Raw genomic sequence first — 16,491 nt, 5'->3', positions numbered from 1 at the left:
ACCCTCCCGAACACGGTGTCATGACTGCTCTTCGATATCTCCAGGCCTACCCGCCGCAGTTGCAGGACCAGGTTCGCCAACTGATCGCCAGCAACCGCCTGGGCGACTACCTGCAACAGCGTTACCCCGAGCGGCATTCGGTGCAGAGTGACAAGGCGCTGTACACCTATGTCCAGGACTTGAAGCAGGAGCACCTGCGCAACGCCCCTAACCTGGACAAGGTATTGTTCGACAACCGTCTGGACCTCACCCACCGTGCCCTTGGGCTCAATACTGCGGTATCACGGGTGCAGGGTGGCAAGCTCAAGGCGAAGAAGGAGATCCGCATTGCGTCGTTGTTCAAGGAAACAGCGCCGCAATTTCTCAGGATGATCGTCGTGCATGAGCTGGCGCACCTGAAGGAGCGCGATCACAACAAGGCCTTCTACCAGCTCTGCGAATACATGCAGCCGGGCTACCATCAACTGGAGTTCGACCTGCGCGTTTACCTGACTTACCGTGAATTGCCGGGCAATGCCTGAGCGACAAGGACCTCTGCCGATGGATGTGAGCAAGACCAAGACCAGTTTCTACCGCCGCCTGTACGTGGCCTGGTTGATCGACAGCCAGACAGCCAGCAACGTACCGGCATTGATGGCGGCCACTGGCATGCCCCGACGTACGGCCCAGGACACCATCGCGGCCCTGGCCGACCTGGACATCGTCTGCGAGTTCGAACAACAGGCTGGTGCGCGTAACCATGCCGGGAACTACCGTATCCATGACTGGGGAGCGATCGACAAACAGTGGATCATCCAACACCTGCGGCAGATTCGCGAGGTGTTGGGGTATCCCTGACGGCTGCTGCGCCAGCTCGGTTTCTGATCAGGCTGGTGCGCCCTTGACCAAGTGCGCGGCCAGGGTCCGCAGTGGCCCGAGTTGACGGCAGATCAATGCCAGTTGGGTCTGTACCAGGCGCTGGTGCTCGTCCAGTTCTTCCGGCATCTGTTCCAGCTCGTTGGCCAGTGCCTCTTCAGCATCGCTGTGGATAGCCACCGGCAGCTTGGCGGCCAGGCCGTTGGCAATCTCGTCCAGGCTATTGGCCAGGCTGCTGCCGACACCATCGATCAGCTGTTCATGGACTTCGTTTGGCAACGCCGTGTCGCGGTGGGCGCCGAGGCCGGACAGATAGCTGAGCAGGGTGTGCGAGAGGACCAGGAAGCGGAAACCGACATCGGCTTCCTTGCGGAAGTGGCCTGGCTCCATCAGCATGTTGGCCAGCGTGGTCGACAGTGCCGCGTCGGCATTGTGCGCGTTGCGCCGGGCCAGGCGGTAGGCCAGGTCGTCACGCTTGCCATGGGCGTACTGCTGCATGATTTGGCGTAGGTAGATACTGTTGCAGCTCAGGGTATTGGCCAGCGCCTTGTTCAAGCGTCGCCCTTGCCAGTCCGGGAGGAACAGGAACACCGCCAGGATGGCGATCAGGCTGCCGACCAGGGTATCGAACAGGCGCGGTAGGAACAGGCCATAGCCATCGCCGATCTGGTTGAAGCAGAACAGCACCATCAGAGTGATCGCTGCGGTGGCGAGGGTATAGCGAGTCGTGCGGTTGACGAAGAACACCACTCCGGCGGCGATCGCGAACAACGATTGGACGACCGCGCTGGGGAACAGGTCGAACAGTGCCCAGCCCACGGTCAGGCCGATGGCGGTGCCGATGATCCGTTGCACCAGCTTGCGCCGGGTCGCCCCATAGCTGGGCTGGCAGACGAACAGTGTGGTGAGGATGATCCAGTAGCCTTGGGTCGGGTGGATCAGGTGCACCATGCCATAACCGATCGACAGCGCCAGAGGCAGGCGCAAGGCATGGCGGAATAGCAGAGAGGTCGGGGTCAACTGGGTGCGCAGGCGGCCCCAGACATCCTTGAGGCTGCGTGGCGAGCGGTCGAGCAGGCTGTTGTCGCTGGCCTCGGCCAGGTTTTCCGGGTTGCTGGCAGCGCTGATCAGGCGGTCGAGGGTGGCGAGGTTGGCGGCCAGCGCCCGCAGTGAGCGCAACAGCCCGCGCCAGGCTGGGTTGCTCTGGATACGCAGGTGTTCCAGTGAGGCGTGCAGGTCTTCCAGGGCTTCGGCGAAGCCGGTGTCGTAGGCGAAGGGCTGGCGCAGGCGGATGGACTCGGACAGGCGTTGGCATGCCGAGCCCTGCTGGCGCAGCAGGCGTTGGCAGCGGAACATCACGTCGCTGTGGAAGAACGCCTCGGCCAGGGCGTTGTACGGGTAGTGCGAGGAGCTGGCGCGTTCATGGATATCCTGCGCCAGGAAGTACAGTTTGAGGTAGCGGCTGACCTTGGAGTTGGGCTGGCTGTTGCCGACGCGGTGCAGGATGATCTCCTTGGCCGCATTGAGCGCCGCCACCACCTTGCCGTTCTGTTGCGCCAGCTCCAGGCGCCGGGCCTCGACGTCGAGGTTGCGGATCGGCTCGAACAAGCTGGCCTTGAGTTTGAGGTAGCGGCCCAGCTCAAGAAACAGCTTGGCCAGGCCCTGCTGCACCGGCTGGTTGGAGAACAGCGCTTGCCAGAGCACCGAGAGCAGGCCGTACCAGGCCGCGCCGGCCACCAGCAACAGGGGTTCATGCCAGAAGTCTGTAACCTGGCCGCCACGCTGGTCCACGCCAATCATGGTGTAGACGGAGAGGATCAGCGTCGCCGAGGCGATAGCTCCGTAGCGCTCGCCCAAGGCGCCGAGCATGGTCAGACCGAAGGCAGCCAGGGCCAGCGCACAAACGAATATCAGCGGATAGGGAAACAGCAGTTCAACCGACAGGGCGGCGATGGTGAAACACACCAGGGTCACGGCCAGGGCATTGAGGCGGCCTTGCCAACCGTCGTCGGTCTCGGCCAGCGCGCTGGCGATGATGCCGAGGAACAGCGGGATCAGCAGGCTCATCTCGTCCTGATACCAACACAGCGCCATGCTGCCGGTGAGGGCGATCGTCACTCGGATGCTGTAGCTGAACTTGTCTTGGCCCCACAGGCGACGCAAGGAATGGCGGAGTGAGCTCGATGACATAATGGCCTGCTGGGCAGTGATCGAATGAGTAGCTTTCGTGGTCGCTCATTGTGGGGCCGCGATGGGTTGTAAAACGCCCCCAACTGTAACGACTCACAGTCACGGACCAGCAAGAAGCGTTCCGTGCTGCTGAATGGATTCTACTCTACACGAACTGCGCGGCAGCGTTGGCCGAGGCCCAGGCCCACTGGAAATTGAAGCCACCCAGGTGGCCGCTGACGTCCAGCACTTCGCCGATGAAGTACAGCCCTGGGCTCTTGAGCGACTCCATGGTCTTGGACGACACCTCGCGGGTGTCGATGCCGCCCAGGGTCACTTCGGCGGTCCGATAACCCTCGGTGCCTGACGGAATCACCTGCCAGGCCGCCAGTTTTTCGGCGATCTGCACCAGCTCCGCCGGGGTGTATTGCTTCATCGGTTTTGATGCGAACCACTGTTCGGCCAGCAGGTTGGCCATCTTGCGGGTGAACAACTCTCCGAGCAGGGTCTTGAGTTCGCTGTTGGGACGCTCGGCCTGCTGCTGTTGCAGCCAGGCGAGGGCGTCGTGGTCGGGCAACAGGTTGATTACGACGCTGTCGCCGGCCTCCCAGAACGAGGAGATCTGCAGGATCGCCGGGCCGCTGAGGCCTCGGTGGGTGAACAGCAGGTTCTCGCGGAAGCTTGTGTCGTTGCAGCTGGCGATGCAGTCCAGCGACGTGCCGGACAGCTCGGTGCACAACGCCTTGAGCTGGGGGTCGGTGATAGTGAAGGGCACCAGGCCAGCACGGGTCGGCAGGACGTTATGGCCGAACTGGCGGGCGACCTGGTAGCCGAAACCGGTGGCGCCCAGGGTCGGGATCGACAGGCCGCCGGTGGCGATCACCAGCGACTGGCAGCGGAACTGTCCGGCGCTGGTTTCCAGCAGGTAGCCGTCCTCGGTCTTTTCGATCTGTTCGATGCGGGTGTTCATGCGCAGCTCGGCGCCGGCGCTGTCGCACTCGGCCAGGAGCATGTCGAGGATGTCGATGGACTTGTTGTCGCAGAACAGTTGGCCGAGTTTCTTCTCGTGGTAGGGCACGCCATGCTTGGCCACCAGCTCGATGAAGTCCCACTGGGTGTAGCGGGCCAGTGCCGACTTGCAGAAGTGCGGGTTCTGCGAGAGGAAGTTGGCCGGCTCGGTGTACATGTTGGTGAAGTTGCAGCGGCCTCCGCCGGACATGAGGATCTTCTTGCCCGGTTTGTTGGCGTGGTCGAGCAGCAGCACCCGACGGCCGCGGTAGGCGGCGGTCAGGGCGCACATCAGGCCGGCGGCACCAGCGCCGAGGATGATCACGTCGGTGGAGTGCACGTTAGTTTCCCAGTTGAATGAAAAGTCACCGTGCTCCCTGCGGGAGCGGCTTGCAGACCTCTGCTCCTGTGGGCGATGCAGGATCTCCCACAGGGATCTATGCGGCTCTTAAAGGATCCGGACTTTCAGTGAGCGGCCTTTGATCTTGCCGCTGTTCAGCCGCTGCATGGCCTGCTTGGCCAGTGCGCGTTCGACCGCTACGAAGGCCTGGAAGTCGAAGATGGAGATCTTGCCCACCTGCTTGCCAGGAATCCCCGCATCGCCGGTCAGAGCGCCGAGGATATCGCCCGGACGCAGTTTGTCCTTGCGCCCGGCCGCGATGCACAGGGTGCTCATCGGCGGCAGCAGCGGCTCGCCGCCCTTGCTCTTCAGGCTGTCCAACTGCTCCCAGCGCAGCGGGCGCTTCTGCAATTGCTCGATGGCCTGGGCGCGGTGGCCTTCGGCCGGCGCCACCAAGCTCACGGCCAAGCCTTTCTCTCCGGCGCGGCCGGTACGACCGACACGGTGCACGTGGATTTCGGCATCACGGGCCAGTTCGACGTTGATCACCATGTCCAGGGCATCGATGTCCAGGCCGCGGGCGGCCACGTCGGTGGCCACCAGCACCGAGCTGCTGCGGTTGGCGAACAGAGTCAGGACCTGGTCGCGGTCACGTTGCTCCAGGTCTCCATGCAGGGCCTGGGCAGCGATGCCCTTGGCTTGCAGGTGCTCGACCAGGTCCTGGCACTGTTGCTTGGTAAAGCAGAAGGCCACGCAGGATTGCGGGCGATAGTGGCCAAGCACGCGGGTCACGGCTTCCAGGCGCTGCTGCGGATCGATCTCGATAAAGAGCTGCTCGATCTGGCTGTCGGCGTGCAGGGCTTCGACCTTGACCTGCTGCGGCTGGCGCATGAAGGCCGCTGCCAGTTGCTCGATGCCGGCCGGGTAGGTGGCGGAAAACAGCAGGGTCTGGCGCCGTGCCGGGGTACGGCCGATGATGCTGGCGATGGCGTCGTAGAAGCCCATGTCGAGCATGCGGTCGGCTTCGTCCAGGACCAGGGTGTTGAGGCCGTCGAGGACCAGGGTGCCCTTGTCCAGGTGTTGCTGGATGCGCCCCGGGGTGCCGACGATGATGTGCGCACCATGTTCCAGCGAGGCTATCTGTGGGCCCAGGGACACACCGCCGCACAAGGTCAGGATCTTGATGTTGTCTTCAGCGCGGGCCAAGCGGCGTAGCTCCTTGGCGACCTGATCGGCCAGCTCGCGGGTCGGGCACAGCACCAGCGCCTGGCAACCGAAGTAGCGCGGGTTGATCGGGTTGAGCAGCCCGATGCCGAAGGCGGCGGTCTTACCGCTGCCGGTCTTGGCCTGGGCGATCAGGTCCTGGCCCTTGAGGATGACCGGCAGGCTCTGGGCTTGGATCGGGGTCATCTGGGCATAGCCGAGGGTGTCCAGGTTAGCCAGCATGGCGGCGGACAGCGGCAAGGTGGCGAAGGCGGTGGCGTTGGTGGTCACGAGGCGGGCCTGCAAAGCAAAAATGCTGTGCAGTGTACCAGCCTCGTGGCCATCCCCCTAAGGTTCCATCTCCGGTTCCAGACGACGGGCACGCCTCCCGTCTGTCGGTGCCAGTTGCAGGAAGATCGCGGCCGCCAGCATGGCCATCAGACCGATGGTCAGGAAGGTCAGCTGGAAGGCGCCAAGCGTAGTTTCCACGCCCTCGGCGCTGCCGGCGCCGGTGAAACCGCCCAGCAGGGCGCCAGCGCAGGCCACGCCCAGGCTCAGCGACAGCTGCGCGACCACCGACAGCAAGCTGTTGCCGCTGCTGGCGCTGGCATCGTCGAGGTCGATCAGGGTCACGGTGTTCATGGCGGTGAACTGCAGCGAGTTTACCGCGCCGAGCAAGGCCAACTGCACCAGCAGCACCGCGTAGGGCGTCTGCTCGTCGACCAGCCCCAGGCTGGCCAGGAGCACACCGAGCAGCAGGGTATTGCTGGTCAGGATGATGCGATAGCCGAAGCGCTCGATCAGTGGCCGGGCAATGGATTTGGCGACCATCGCCGCAGCGGCCAGGGGGATCATGCTCATGCCGGCTTGGGACGGCGAGTAACCCAGCGCCACCTGCAGCAGCAGGGGTACCAGGAAGGGCAGGGCGCCGCTGCCCAGGCGGGAAAACAGGTTGCCGAGGATGCCCACGGAGAAAGTACGGGTGCGGAACAACCCTGGCGAGAAGAGCGGATTCTCGACCCGGCCGGCACGCAGCCAATAGGCCGCCAGGCAAGCCATGCCGGCGAACAGCAAGAGCATCACCCGCAGGTGCGGCAGGTGCAGTTCACCCAGGCCTTCCATCGCAATGGTGATCAGCACCATCGCCGCGCCGAACAGCACGAAGCCAACGCCATCGAATTGCGTGCGCTCGGCGCCGCGCAGGTCGGGGATGAACTTCCATACCGCGTAGCAGCCCAGCGCGCCGACCGGCAGGTTGAGCAGGAAGATCCAGTGCCAGCTGAGGATTTCCACCAGCCAGCCACCCAGGGTCGGGCCCAGCAGTGGGCCGAGCAGGCCAGGGATGGTGATGAAGCTCATGATCCGCACCAGTTCCGAGCGCGGGTACGCGCGCAGCACCACCAGGCGCCCCACCGGCAACATCAACGCGCCGCCCAGCCCCTGAATGACCCGCGCGCCCACCAGCATCCCCAGGCTGTTGGCCAGCGCGCAGAGCAGCGAGCCGAGGCTGAACAGCAGGATGGCGCTGAAGAAGATGCGCTTGGTGCCGAAGCGGTCGGCGATCCAGCCGGAGGCGGGGATCAGCAGGGCTACGGTGAGCATGTAGGCGATGATCACGCCCTGCATGCGCAGCGGGTTCTCGGCCAGGTCAAGGGCCATGGCTGGCAAGGCGGTGTTGAGGATGGTGCCGTCCAGCGATTGCATGAAGAAAGCGATGGCCACCACCCAAGGGATCCAGCGAGCGGTGACGGGGTCCAACGGGGAGCGTTCGGGCATGTGAACCTCTATTTCCCGGATTGCGCATCCCTACGGCAGCGGGCTTGCCCGCTGCCGTAGGTTCAGTGGCGTTACAGCGTCAAGGTCAGGGCTTTGACCAACGCACCCGGCAAATGACTCGATCCAGTCTGGCGCTGGCCATAGGTGCTGGTCGAAAGGATCAACTCGCGCTCTCGGGTCAGGCCCTCCAGTTGGCTGCCGAGCAGGTTGTACAGGCTGTCGTCGAACCTCATGGTGCTGACCGGTGCCTGGAGCTTGCCGTCTTCGACCCAGAAGGTGGCGAAGCGGGTCAGGCCGGTCATGCGGGCCGCAGGCAGGTCCGAGTAGTTCAGGTACCAGAGATTGCTGATGTACAGGCCGGTGCCAAGATGGGCCAGGATCTGGTCGCTGGCCAAGTCGCCTGGGGCCAGGCTCAGGGCACAAGGTGATTCGTAGCTGTCGGCACCGTTGGCCTGCAAGGCGAACTCAGCGGCGCTGCGGGCGCTGATCAGGCGTTCAAGGGCCCGCCCTTCGCCGATCAGGCGCAGGTCGCTGCGTGGCGAGCCCTCATCGGAAAACGCCGGGCTCAGCGAGCCGCTGACCTGCTCGCTGAAGCTGACCAGTGGGCTGAGCTGGGCGTCGCTGCTGTACAGCCGTTGCAGGGGGCTGTTGCCGGTGGCCAGGGACTGGGCGGAGAAGCCGCCCCAGCACAGCAGGCCAGCAATTTCATCCAGCGCGGCGGGGGCCAGGTAGGCGCGGTAGCGGCCGGGGCTCAGGACCCGGAGCGGCCGCCCCAGGTACTCCAGCTGTTCTCGCGCCTGTTGTAGGCGGGCGGCGAAGGCCTCGCTACTCCAGGCCTGGCCGGCATAGTTGGCCTTGACCGCCTGGCCGTTGGCGTGGAACAGGCTCCAGTCGAAGTTAAAGCTGTTGGCCTGGTGCCAACCGAAGGCGCCAAAGGACGTGGCGAAGCCACGGCAGACCGGCCCGGCGGCGTAGATGCCGACCAAGTCCAGGGCACCTGCACCCTGCTCGACCTGGGCTAGCACCTCGCTGCATTCAGGCAGCGGCTGCTCCTGCAGGCTGTGGCTTTGCCACGGGCTTTCGTCCAGTTTCAGGTACGGGTCGGCGGCCAGCAGCGGTAAGGTCTGGCGCAGTTGCGCCAGGGCTTCGCGCAAGCGGTCCCGGTCGACTTGAGGGTCGTCGCCCAGGGTGAAGTGCAGCTCGGCTTGACGACCGTCGCGCACCAGCTTGAGGAGCGCGCTGGCCTGGCTGACGCTGCCGGCCTGGCGGACCCGGGCATGGTTGAAACGGATGAACTGCGAATGCTCGGCGCTGTAGCCGAGGGTGAATGCCTCCTCGGCCTGGAGCGCGCCGCTCAGGTCGCTGACCAGGTCCTGGAAACGTTGCAAGGGCGTGCTTGCCATCAGGCGTCTCCTCCGAATACATCGATCTGGCTGAACACGCAGGCGGGCGAGGCGTGACCGACGCTTACCACCTGGTTGGGCTCGCCCTTGCCGCAATTGGGCGTACCCAGTACCTGGAGCGTGCTGCGGTCGCCCACTGCGCTGAGGTTGCGCCAGAACTGCGCGGAGATGCCACGGTAGTTGGGGTTCTTGACCACGCCCTTGAGCTCGCCGTTCTCGATCAACTGGCCCCACTCGCAACCGAACTGGAACTTGTTGCGCGCGTCGTCGATGGACCAGGAGCGGTTGGTGCGCATCAGGATGCCATGCTCGATGCCGCCGATGAGTTGTTCCAGCGAGCGGTCGCCTGGCTCGATGTTGAGGTTGGCCATGCGGTCGATCGGTGCCCGGTTCCAACTGCAGGCACGGCTGTTGGCCACGCCATCCAGTCCCGAGCGGTACTGTGACAAGGCTCCCCCGAGCGGGCGCAGCAGCAGGCCGTCGCGGATCAGGAACTGCTTGTGCGCCGGGGTGCCGTCGTCATCGTGGCTGTAGCTGGCCAACTCTTCGTTGATGGTCGGGTCGAAGGTCACGTTGAGCAGTGGCGAGCCGTACTGCAACTGGCCGAAATCACTGGCTTTGACGAAGCTGGTGCCGGCGTAGTTGCGTTCGTCGCCAAGGATGCGGTCCATCTCCAGCGGGTGGCCGATGGACTCATGGATTTGCAGGATCATCTGGTCTGGCATCAGCAGCAGGTCACGCACGCCGTTGGGGGTGTTGGGCGCCAGCAGCAGTTGCAAGGCCTGGTCGGCCACATGGGCGCCTGCGCCGACCAGGCCGCAACGCTCGATGACTTCCAGGCCGCCTTGCTGGCCGAAGTTCTCCCGGCCCAGGCTGCGGGTCTGGCTGTCCTGGCCATCGCTGGCGGTGGCGCTGAAACCGGGGAAGAGAAAGCGCTGGGCATGACGCAGTTCGGCGCCGGCGGTGTTCAGGTAGGTCTGCTCGACTAGGCTGATGCCCAGGCTCGCTTGCCAGTTCACCAAGCGGCTGTCCCGGGGCACGCTGGCCGATTCGACGGCGAGCAGGGCCAGGCAGTCGGCCAGGGGCGGCAGGGGTTGGTCGAGGTTGGGCGAGCAGTAGTCGTGCCGATCGCTTGCCACGGGCTGTTCGCTGAGGTCGAGCAGGGCGTGGGTGGCGATCTGCCGGGCGAGAGTCTCGGCTTGCTCCAGCGCGCGCTGCAGGCCGGCCTGGGAGAGGTCGGCAGTGGCGGCGTAGGCCTCGATGCCCTGGATGCGCACGGTCAGCATCGCGCCCTGGTCATGGCTGAAGAACGGTGGCTCGGCGACGTTGCGACGAACCGACAAGGATTGGATGGACTGTTTGACGTGCCGTAGAGAGAAGAAATCGGCCGTGCTACGCAGCGCCGAGAAGCGCTGGCGCAGCAGGGCGCTGGAATCGAACATGCAGGAACCTCCGTGTGCGCGGTGGTTCCCCCTCAGAACCACTCGTCGTGCATGCCCAGGCAGGTGTCGTCGCGGGCCTCGAGCAATGCCAGCTCATTATGGCAGCCTGGCACTTCCCAGGTCAGGAAATAACGCGCGGCCTGGAGCTTGCCCCGGTAGAAATCGCTATCCGCCGGGTTGCCCGTTGCCAGGCCCTGCTCGGCGCGAACGGCCTGCTCCAGCCAGCGCCAGCCGATCACGCAATGACCGAAGGCCTTCAGGTACAGCGCCGAGTTGGCCAGGGCGCTGCTGACCTTGCCTTGGGCCAGGTCACCAAGCAGCCCGAGGGTGACGCTCTGCAGGCGGACGAGCAACTGTTCGAGCGGCTGGCGCAGGGCGTCGAGGCTGGGGTACTGGCTGGCGCGTTCGCCGGTTGCGGCCATCAAGCGCACCAACTGTTTGAGCCCGGCGCCGCCGTTCTGCGCCAGCTTGCGCCCGAGCAGGTCCAGCGACTGGATGCCATGGGTGCCTTCGTGGATCGGGTTCAGGCGGTTGTCGCGGTAGTACTGCTCCACCGGATACTCGCGGGTGTAGCCGTGGCCGCCGAGGACCTGGACTGCCAGTTCGTTGGCCTTGAGGCAGAACTCGGAGGGCCACGATTTGACGACCGGCGTCAGCAGGTCCAGCAGTTCCTGGGCCTGGCGGCGCTGTTCCTCGCTGCTAGCAGTCTGGGTATCGTCGAACAGCCGCGCCGCGTACAGGCCTAGGTCGAACGCGCCTTCGACATAGGCCTTCTGCGCCAGCAGCATGCGCTTCACATCGCTGTGGGCAATGATCGGCACGGCGGCACTGGCCGGGTCCTTGTTGTCTGGCAGGCGGCCTTGGGGGCGCTGGCGCGCGTAGTCGAGTGAGTAGAGGTAGCCGGCGTAGCCGAGCATCACCGCGCCCATGCCAACGCCGATACGCGCTTCGTTCATCATCTGGAACATGCAGGCCAGGCCCTGGTGCGGCTGGCCGACCAGATAGCCGACGCACTGGCCGTCGTCGCCGAAGTTCAGCGCCGTGGAAGTGGTACCGCGCCAGCCCATCTTGTGGAACAGCCCGGCCAGCAGCACGTCGTTGCGCTCGCCACGGCTGCCATCCGGCTTGACCAGGTATTTGGGCACGATGAACAGCGAGATGCCCTTCACCCCAGGTGGGGCGTCCGGCAGTTTGGCCAGGACCATGTGCACGATGTTCTCTGACAGCTCGTGGTCGCCGCCGGAGATGAAGATCTTGTTGCCCTTGATGCGGTAGGTGCCGTCGCCGGCGGGCTCGGCACGGGTGCGGATATCCACCAGCGACGAACCGGCGTGCGGTTCGGTCAGGGCCATGGTGCCGAAATAGCGGCCTTCGATCATCGGCTGCAGGAACAGGCGTTTCTGCTCATCGCTGCCGAAACTCTCGATCAGGTTCGCCGCGCCCATGGTCAGGAACGGGTAGGCCGTAGTGCCGGCATTGGCTGCTTGGAAGTGGGCGAAGCAGGCCTGGGACACCAGGCTCGGCAACTGCATGCCACCGACCTCGAAGTCGCGGTTGGCGTTTAGGAAACCGGCCTCCAAAAAGGCGTCGACCGCCGGCTTGACCTCCGGGATCAGCACAGCACGGCCGTCCTCGAAGCGCGGCTCCTGCTCATCACCCTTGCGGTTGTGCGGGGCGAAGTACTTCTCGGCGATGGTGCGGGCGGTGGCCAGGGCGGCGTCGAAGGTTTCGCGGCTGTGCTCGGCGAAACGTTCGCGCTGGGTCAGGGCTTCGGCGTCGAGCACTTCGTAGAGCTCGAAGGCGAGATTGCGGCTGCTGAGCAGGGTCTCGGACATGGCTGTGCTCCAGTTCGGGGTTGGGCCGAGTCTAGAGAGGCGGGTAGGTCAAGCACAGTGAAATAGGCGAGCGTGATACGTCGTCAGAAAGCCAAGACACCCGGGGCCCTGTTCTACTAGCCATAAAAAAGGAGAGCAAAGCTCAATGCTGTTTACTTAAGCTGGAGTGCCTTCAGGTGGGGCTGCTACGCAGCCCATCGCGACACAAGGCCGCTCCCACAGAGGGCTCCCACAGACGTCTTAAGTGAACAGCATTAGAGCAAAGCTCTCCTTTTCCAGTGGCTACCGCCAGTAACGACTTAACCGATAGTCATCAGGCTAGCGTTGCCCCCTGCGGCAGCGGTGTTGACACTCAGCGCGCGTTCGATCACCAGGCGCTCCAGGGCAATGTTGGTGTCGCCAGCTGACAGCCCGTGGACGCCGACGATAGCGCCAGCACGCTTGGCTACCTGCTCGCAGACGCCACGCAACTGGTCGGAGTCGCCGTGGTGCAGAACTGCGTCGAACGTCACTTCATCCTTGTGCCAGTCGGCCACCAGCTTGATCTTGGCCTGGATATCCTTCGGCAGGCGGGCGCGCAGGGCTTTGCCCGGTTCGCCGTCGATCCACACCGCCGAGCTGCCCACGGCCAGTACCGCGGCTAGCTGGGTCAGCAGGTCGGTTTCGCTGTCGGCCAAGCACAGTACGTGCTCGCGCGGCAGGATGGTGTAGCTGTTACGCTCACCGGTCGGGCCTGGCAGCAGACGGCTGATACCGCTTTGCGACTGCAGGGCGAATTGCTCGCACTGGGTGGCCAGGTCTGCCAGTTGGTTGCTGGTTGCCCAGGCCTGGAGGCTTTGCAGCGGCTTGAGCAAGCTGTCGCGCAGGGCGTTGTCGCCCTTGGCTTCGCCGTCTGTACGCTGGAAGTGCTGCTCGATGGCATTGGCCGGACGGGTCGACAGCAGGCGGTACAGATACAGCGGGCCACCGGCTTTCGGGCCGGTGCCCGAGAGGCCTTCGCCGCCGAATGGCTGTACGCCGACCACGGCGCCGACGATGTTGCGGTTGACGTAGACGTTACCGGCATTGACGTTGTCCACCACCTTGGCGATGGTTTCGTCGATGCGGGTGTGTACGCCGAGGGTCAGGCCGTAGCCGGAGGCGTTGATCTGCTCGATCAGTTGGTCGAGGTTCTTGCGGTTGTAGCGCACCACGTGCAGTACCGGGCCGAAGATCTCGCGCTTGAGCTCGTCGAAGCTTTCCAGCTCGATCAGGGTCGGCATGACGAAGGTGCCTCGCTTGCATTCCTCTGCATCGGCAATGGCCACCTGGTAGACCGCACGGCCTTTCTCGCGCATGCCCTGGATGTGCTTCTCGATACCGGCCTTGGCCTCGGCGTCGATCACCGGGCCGATGTCCACGGCCAGGCGCTCGGGGTTGCCCAGGCGGTTCTGGGCCATGGCGCCCTTGAGCATTTCGACGACGCGGTCGGCGGAGTCTTCCTGCAGGCACAGCACGCGCAGGGCCGAGCAGCGCTGGCCGGCGCTGTCGAAGGCGGAGGAGACCACGTCGATCACCACCTGCTCGGTCAGTGCCGAGGAGTCGACGATCATCGCGTTCTGGCCGCCGGTTTCGGCGATCAGTGGGATCGGTCGGCCCTGTGCGTCCAGGCGGCCAGCGATATTGCGCTGCAGCAGGCGTGCTACTTCGGTGGAGCCAGTGAACATCACGCCTTTGACGCGGTCGTCACCCACCAGGCGGGCGCCGACGGTCTCGCCGCGGCCCGGCAGCAACTGCAGGACGCCTTCAGGGATGCCGGCCTCGAGCAGCAAGCGCACGGCCTGTGCAGCGATCAGCGGGGTCTGTTCGGCAGGCTTGGCCAGTACCGGGTTGCCGGCAGCCAGGGCAGCGGCAACTTGGCCGCTGAAAATGGCCAGTGGGAAGTTCCACGGGCTGATGCAGACGACCGGGCCCAGCGGGCGGTGGGCGTCGTTGCTGAAGTCGTTGCGCGCCTGTACCGCGTAGTAGCGCAGGAAGTCTACTGCCTCGCGCACTTCGGCGATGGCGTTGGCGAAGGTCTTGCCGGCCTCACGGACCAGCAGGCCCATCAGCGGCTGGATCTCCGCTTCCATCAGGTCAGCGGTGCGTTCGAGGATGGCCGCGCGCTCGGCGGGAGGCGTGGCCTGCCAGATCGGTGCGGCATTGAGCGCGCACTGGATGGCATTGTCGACATCGGCGACCGTGGCTTCCTGGACCTGGCCGACCACGTCGCGGTGATCCGACGGGTTCAGGACGGCTGCCGGGGCTTCCTCGCTGGCCGCGCAGCCGAGCAACGGGGTTGCCTTCCAGTCATTGTGCGCGGTGGCCAGTAGGGCGCAGGACAGGGACGCCAGACGGTGTTCGTTGGACATGTCGATGCCGGCCGAGTTGGCCCGCTCGTTGCCATAGAGGTCGCGTGGCAGTGGGATGCGCGGGTGCGGCAGGCCAGCGCTGCCTTCTTGGGTGGCCATGCGCTCGATGCTGGCGACCGGGTCGGCGACCAGTTCCTGGATGGAGATCGAGTGGTCGGCGATACGGTTGACGAACGAGGTGTTGGCGCCGTTTTCCAGCAGGCGACGCACCAGGTAGGCCAGCAGGGTCTCGTGGGTGCCGACCGGTGCATAGACGCGGCACGGACGGTTCAGCTTACCTTCGGAAACCTTGCCCACCACTTGTTCGTACAGCGGTTCGCCCATGCCGTGCAGGCACTGGAACTCGTACTGGCCGGGGTAATAGTTCTGGCCGGCGATGTGGTAGATGGCCGACAGGGTGTGGGCGTTGTGGGTAGCGAACTGCGGGTAGATCGCTTCCGGCACCGACAGCAGCTTGCGTGCGCAGGCGATGTAGGAAACGTCGGTGTACACCTTGCGGGTATAGACCGGGTAGCCTTCCAGGCCTTCGACCTGGGCTCGCTTGATCTCGCTGTCCCAGTAGGCGCCCTTGACCAGGCGGATCATCAGGCGGTGACGGCTGCGGCGGGCCAGGTCGATGACGTAGTCGATGACATAAGGGCAGCGCTTCTGGTAGGCCTGGATAACGAAGCCGATGCCGTTCCAGCCGGCCAGTTGCGGCTCGAAGCACAGACGCTCGAGCAGGTCCAGCGACAGCTCCAGGCGGTCGGCCTCCTCGGCGTCGATATTCAGGCCGATGTCGTATTGCTTGGCCAGCAGGGTCAGCGACAGCAGGCGCGGGTACAGCTCTTCCATCACGCGCTCGTACTGGGCGCGGCTGTAGCGTGGGTGCAGCGCGGAGAGCTTGATCGAGATGCCCGGGCCTTCATAGATGCCGCGGCCGTGGGAGGCCTTGCCGATCGAATGGATGGCCTGTTCGTAGGACGCCAGGTACTTCTGTGCGTCATGTTCGGTCAGTGCGGCTTCACCGAGCATGTCGTAGGAATAGCGGAAGCCTTTGGCTTCGAAGCGGCTGGCGTTGGCCAGGGCTTCGGCGATGGTCTCGCCGGTGACGAACTGCTCGCCCATCAGGCGCATGGCCATGTCGACGCCCTTGCGGATCATCGGCTCGCCACTCTTGCCGATGATGCGGCTGAGTGAGGAGGTGAGGCCGGATTCGTTATGGGTCGAGACTAGCTTGCCGGTCAGCAGCAGGCCCCAGGTCGCGGCGTTGACGAACAGCGACGGGCTGTTGCCCAGGTGCGGCTGCCAGTTGCCGGTGCTGATCTTGTCGCGGATCAGGGCGTCGCGCGTGCCTTTGTCTGGGATGCGCAGCAGGGCTTCGGCCAGGCACATCAGTGCCACGCCTTCCTGGGATGACAGGGAAAACTCCTGCAACAGGCCCTGGACGATGCCAGCGCGGCCGCCGGCGCTCTTCTGGTTGCGCAGTTTCTCGGCGATGCCAGCGGCCAGTTTGTTGGTAGCTTCGGCCATGGGGGCCGAAAGGCGTGCCTGCTCCAGCAGCATCGGCACCACTTCCTGCTCGGGGCGGCGGTAGGCGGCGGTGATCGCCGAACGCAGGACCGACTGCGGCAGGATGCTTTCGGCGAACTCGAGGAAGCATTGGTGGCTATGGTCGGCCTGGACTTCGCCAGCGTCGTCGGCGGAGTTGCTGGGTTGACCGCTGAGTTCGGTCAGGGTGGCGCCACCCTCGAGCTTCTCCAGGTAATTGAAGATCGCTTGCTTGATCAACCAGTGCGGCGTGCGGTCGATGGACTGCGCAGCGGCTTTGAGTCGCTCACGGGTCGGGTCGTCGAGTTTGACCCCAAGGGTGGTCGTCGCCATTTCTTATCCTCATTATTGCCACGGGCGTGGCGTAAGCTGGCGCCAAGATTAGCTGTCGGACAATTCGGGTGCAACCTAGTGCAACCCACTTTTTTCATGAAACAGGCGCAACTCGTCTGGTAGGGAAACCCGCCCGCGGCAAATGGTTGTTCGCGGTGCGTTTTTTTATGAAAAAAGCGCTTTTTGCTCCCAAAAGGAGCAAAAAAG

Annotated in this window: 10 protein-coding genes; 2 read left to right on the top strand and 8 right to left on the bottom strand. The window is 64.6% G+C overall.

Translation table 11 applies throughout. From position 1 onward, the window contains the following. Positions 1 to 20 precede the first annotated feature (20 nt). Together ACYU03_RS23755 and ACYU03_RS23750 are read left to right on the top strand one after the other, a co-directional pair. A complete protein-coding gene (locus tag ACYU03_RS23755; protein ID WP_461887047.1) occupies positions 21 to 521 on the top strand; it encodes a M48 metallopeptidase family protein in 501 nt (166 codons plus the stop codon). 19 nt (positions 522 to 540) lie between these two features. After that, positions 541 to 837: a winged helix-turn-helix domain-containing protein gene (locus tag ACYU03_RS23750; RefSeq protein ID WP_461887046.1), complete on the top strand. Its 297-nt coding sequence runs from the start codon at positions 541 to 543 to the stop codon at positions 835 to 837. Positions 838 to 864: 27 nt separating this feature from the next. Here the strand turns inward: ACYU03_RS23750 and yccS are convergent, their stop codons facing one another. The 8 genes from yccS to putA all read right to left on the bottom strand — a co-directional run bounded on the left by yccS (position 865) and on the right by putA (position 16,284). Then, positions 865 to 3,045: a YccS family putative transporter gene (gene yccS, locus ACYU03_RS23745; protein ID WP_461887045.1), complete on the bottom strand. Its 2,181-nt coding sequence runs from the start codon at positions 3,043 to 3,045 to the stop codon at positions 865 to 867. A 145-nt stretch (positions 3,046 to 3,190) separates the two neighbouring features. Continuing rightward, on the bottom strand, positions 3,191 to 4,372 hold the full coding sequence (locus ACYU03_RS23740; RefSeq protein WP_461887044.1) for a BaiN/RdsA family NAD(P)/FAD-dependent oxidoreductase: 1,182 nt from the start codon (positions 4,370 to 4,372) through the stop codon (positions 3,191 to 3,193). Between the two features lie 108 nt (positions 4,373 to 4,480). Next, on the bottom strand, positions 4,481 to 5,818 hold the full coding sequence (gene dbpA / locus ACYU03_RS23735; protein WP_461891537.1) for an ATP-dependent RNA helicase DbpA: 1,338 nt from the start codon (positions 5,816 to 5,818) through the stop codon (positions 4,481 to 4,483). Between the two features lie 105 nt (positions 5,819 to 5,923). Then, entirely contained in the window at positions 5,924 to 7,351 is a 1,428-nt protein-coding gene (gene mdtD / locus ACYU03_RS23730) for a multidrug transporter subunit MdtD (RefSeq protein WP_461887043.1), read from the bottom strand. Between the two features lie 71 nt (positions 7,352 to 7,422). Beyond that, complete coding sequence (locus ACYU03_RS23725) at positions 7,423 to 8,754, bottom strand: TldD/PmbA family protein (RefSeq protein ID WP_461887042.1); 1,332 nt, start codon at positions 8,752 to 8,754, stop codon at positions 7,423 to 7,425. Next, positions 8,754 to 10,196: a TldD/PmbA family protein gene (locus ACYU03_RS23720; RefSeq protein WP_461887041.1), complete on the bottom strand. Its 1,443-nt coding sequence runs from the start codon at positions 10,194 to 10,196 to the stop codon at positions 8,754 to 8,756. Before ACYU03_RS23720 ends, ACYU03_RS23725 begins: the two co-directional genes overlap by 1 nt. A gap of 32 nt (positions 10,197 to 10,228) precedes the next feature. Continuing rightward, a complete protein-coding gene (locus ACYU03_RS23715) occupies positions 10,229 to 12,031 on the bottom strand; it encodes an acyl-CoA dehydrogenase (protein ID WP_461887040.1) in 1,803 nt (600 codons plus the stop codon). Positions 12,032 to 12,330: 299 nt separating this feature from the next. Continuing rightward, the gene (putA, locus tag ACYU03_RS23710) at positions 12,331 to 16,284 is read right to left on the bottom strand and encodes a trifunctional transcriptional regulator/proline dehydrogenase/L-glutamate gamma-semialdehyde dehydrogenase (protein ID WP_461887039.1); all 3,954 of its coding nucleotides are present in this window, start codon (positions 16,282 to 16,284) and stop codon (positions 12,331 to 12,333) included. Positions 16,285 to 16,491 lie beyond the last annotated feature (207 nt).

It is taken from the genome of Pseudomonas sp. X10 (genome assembly GCF_054889225.1).
Note: the sequence above shows the minus strand (reverse complement) of the source record. Positions and strands in the feature narration are given on the sequence as shown.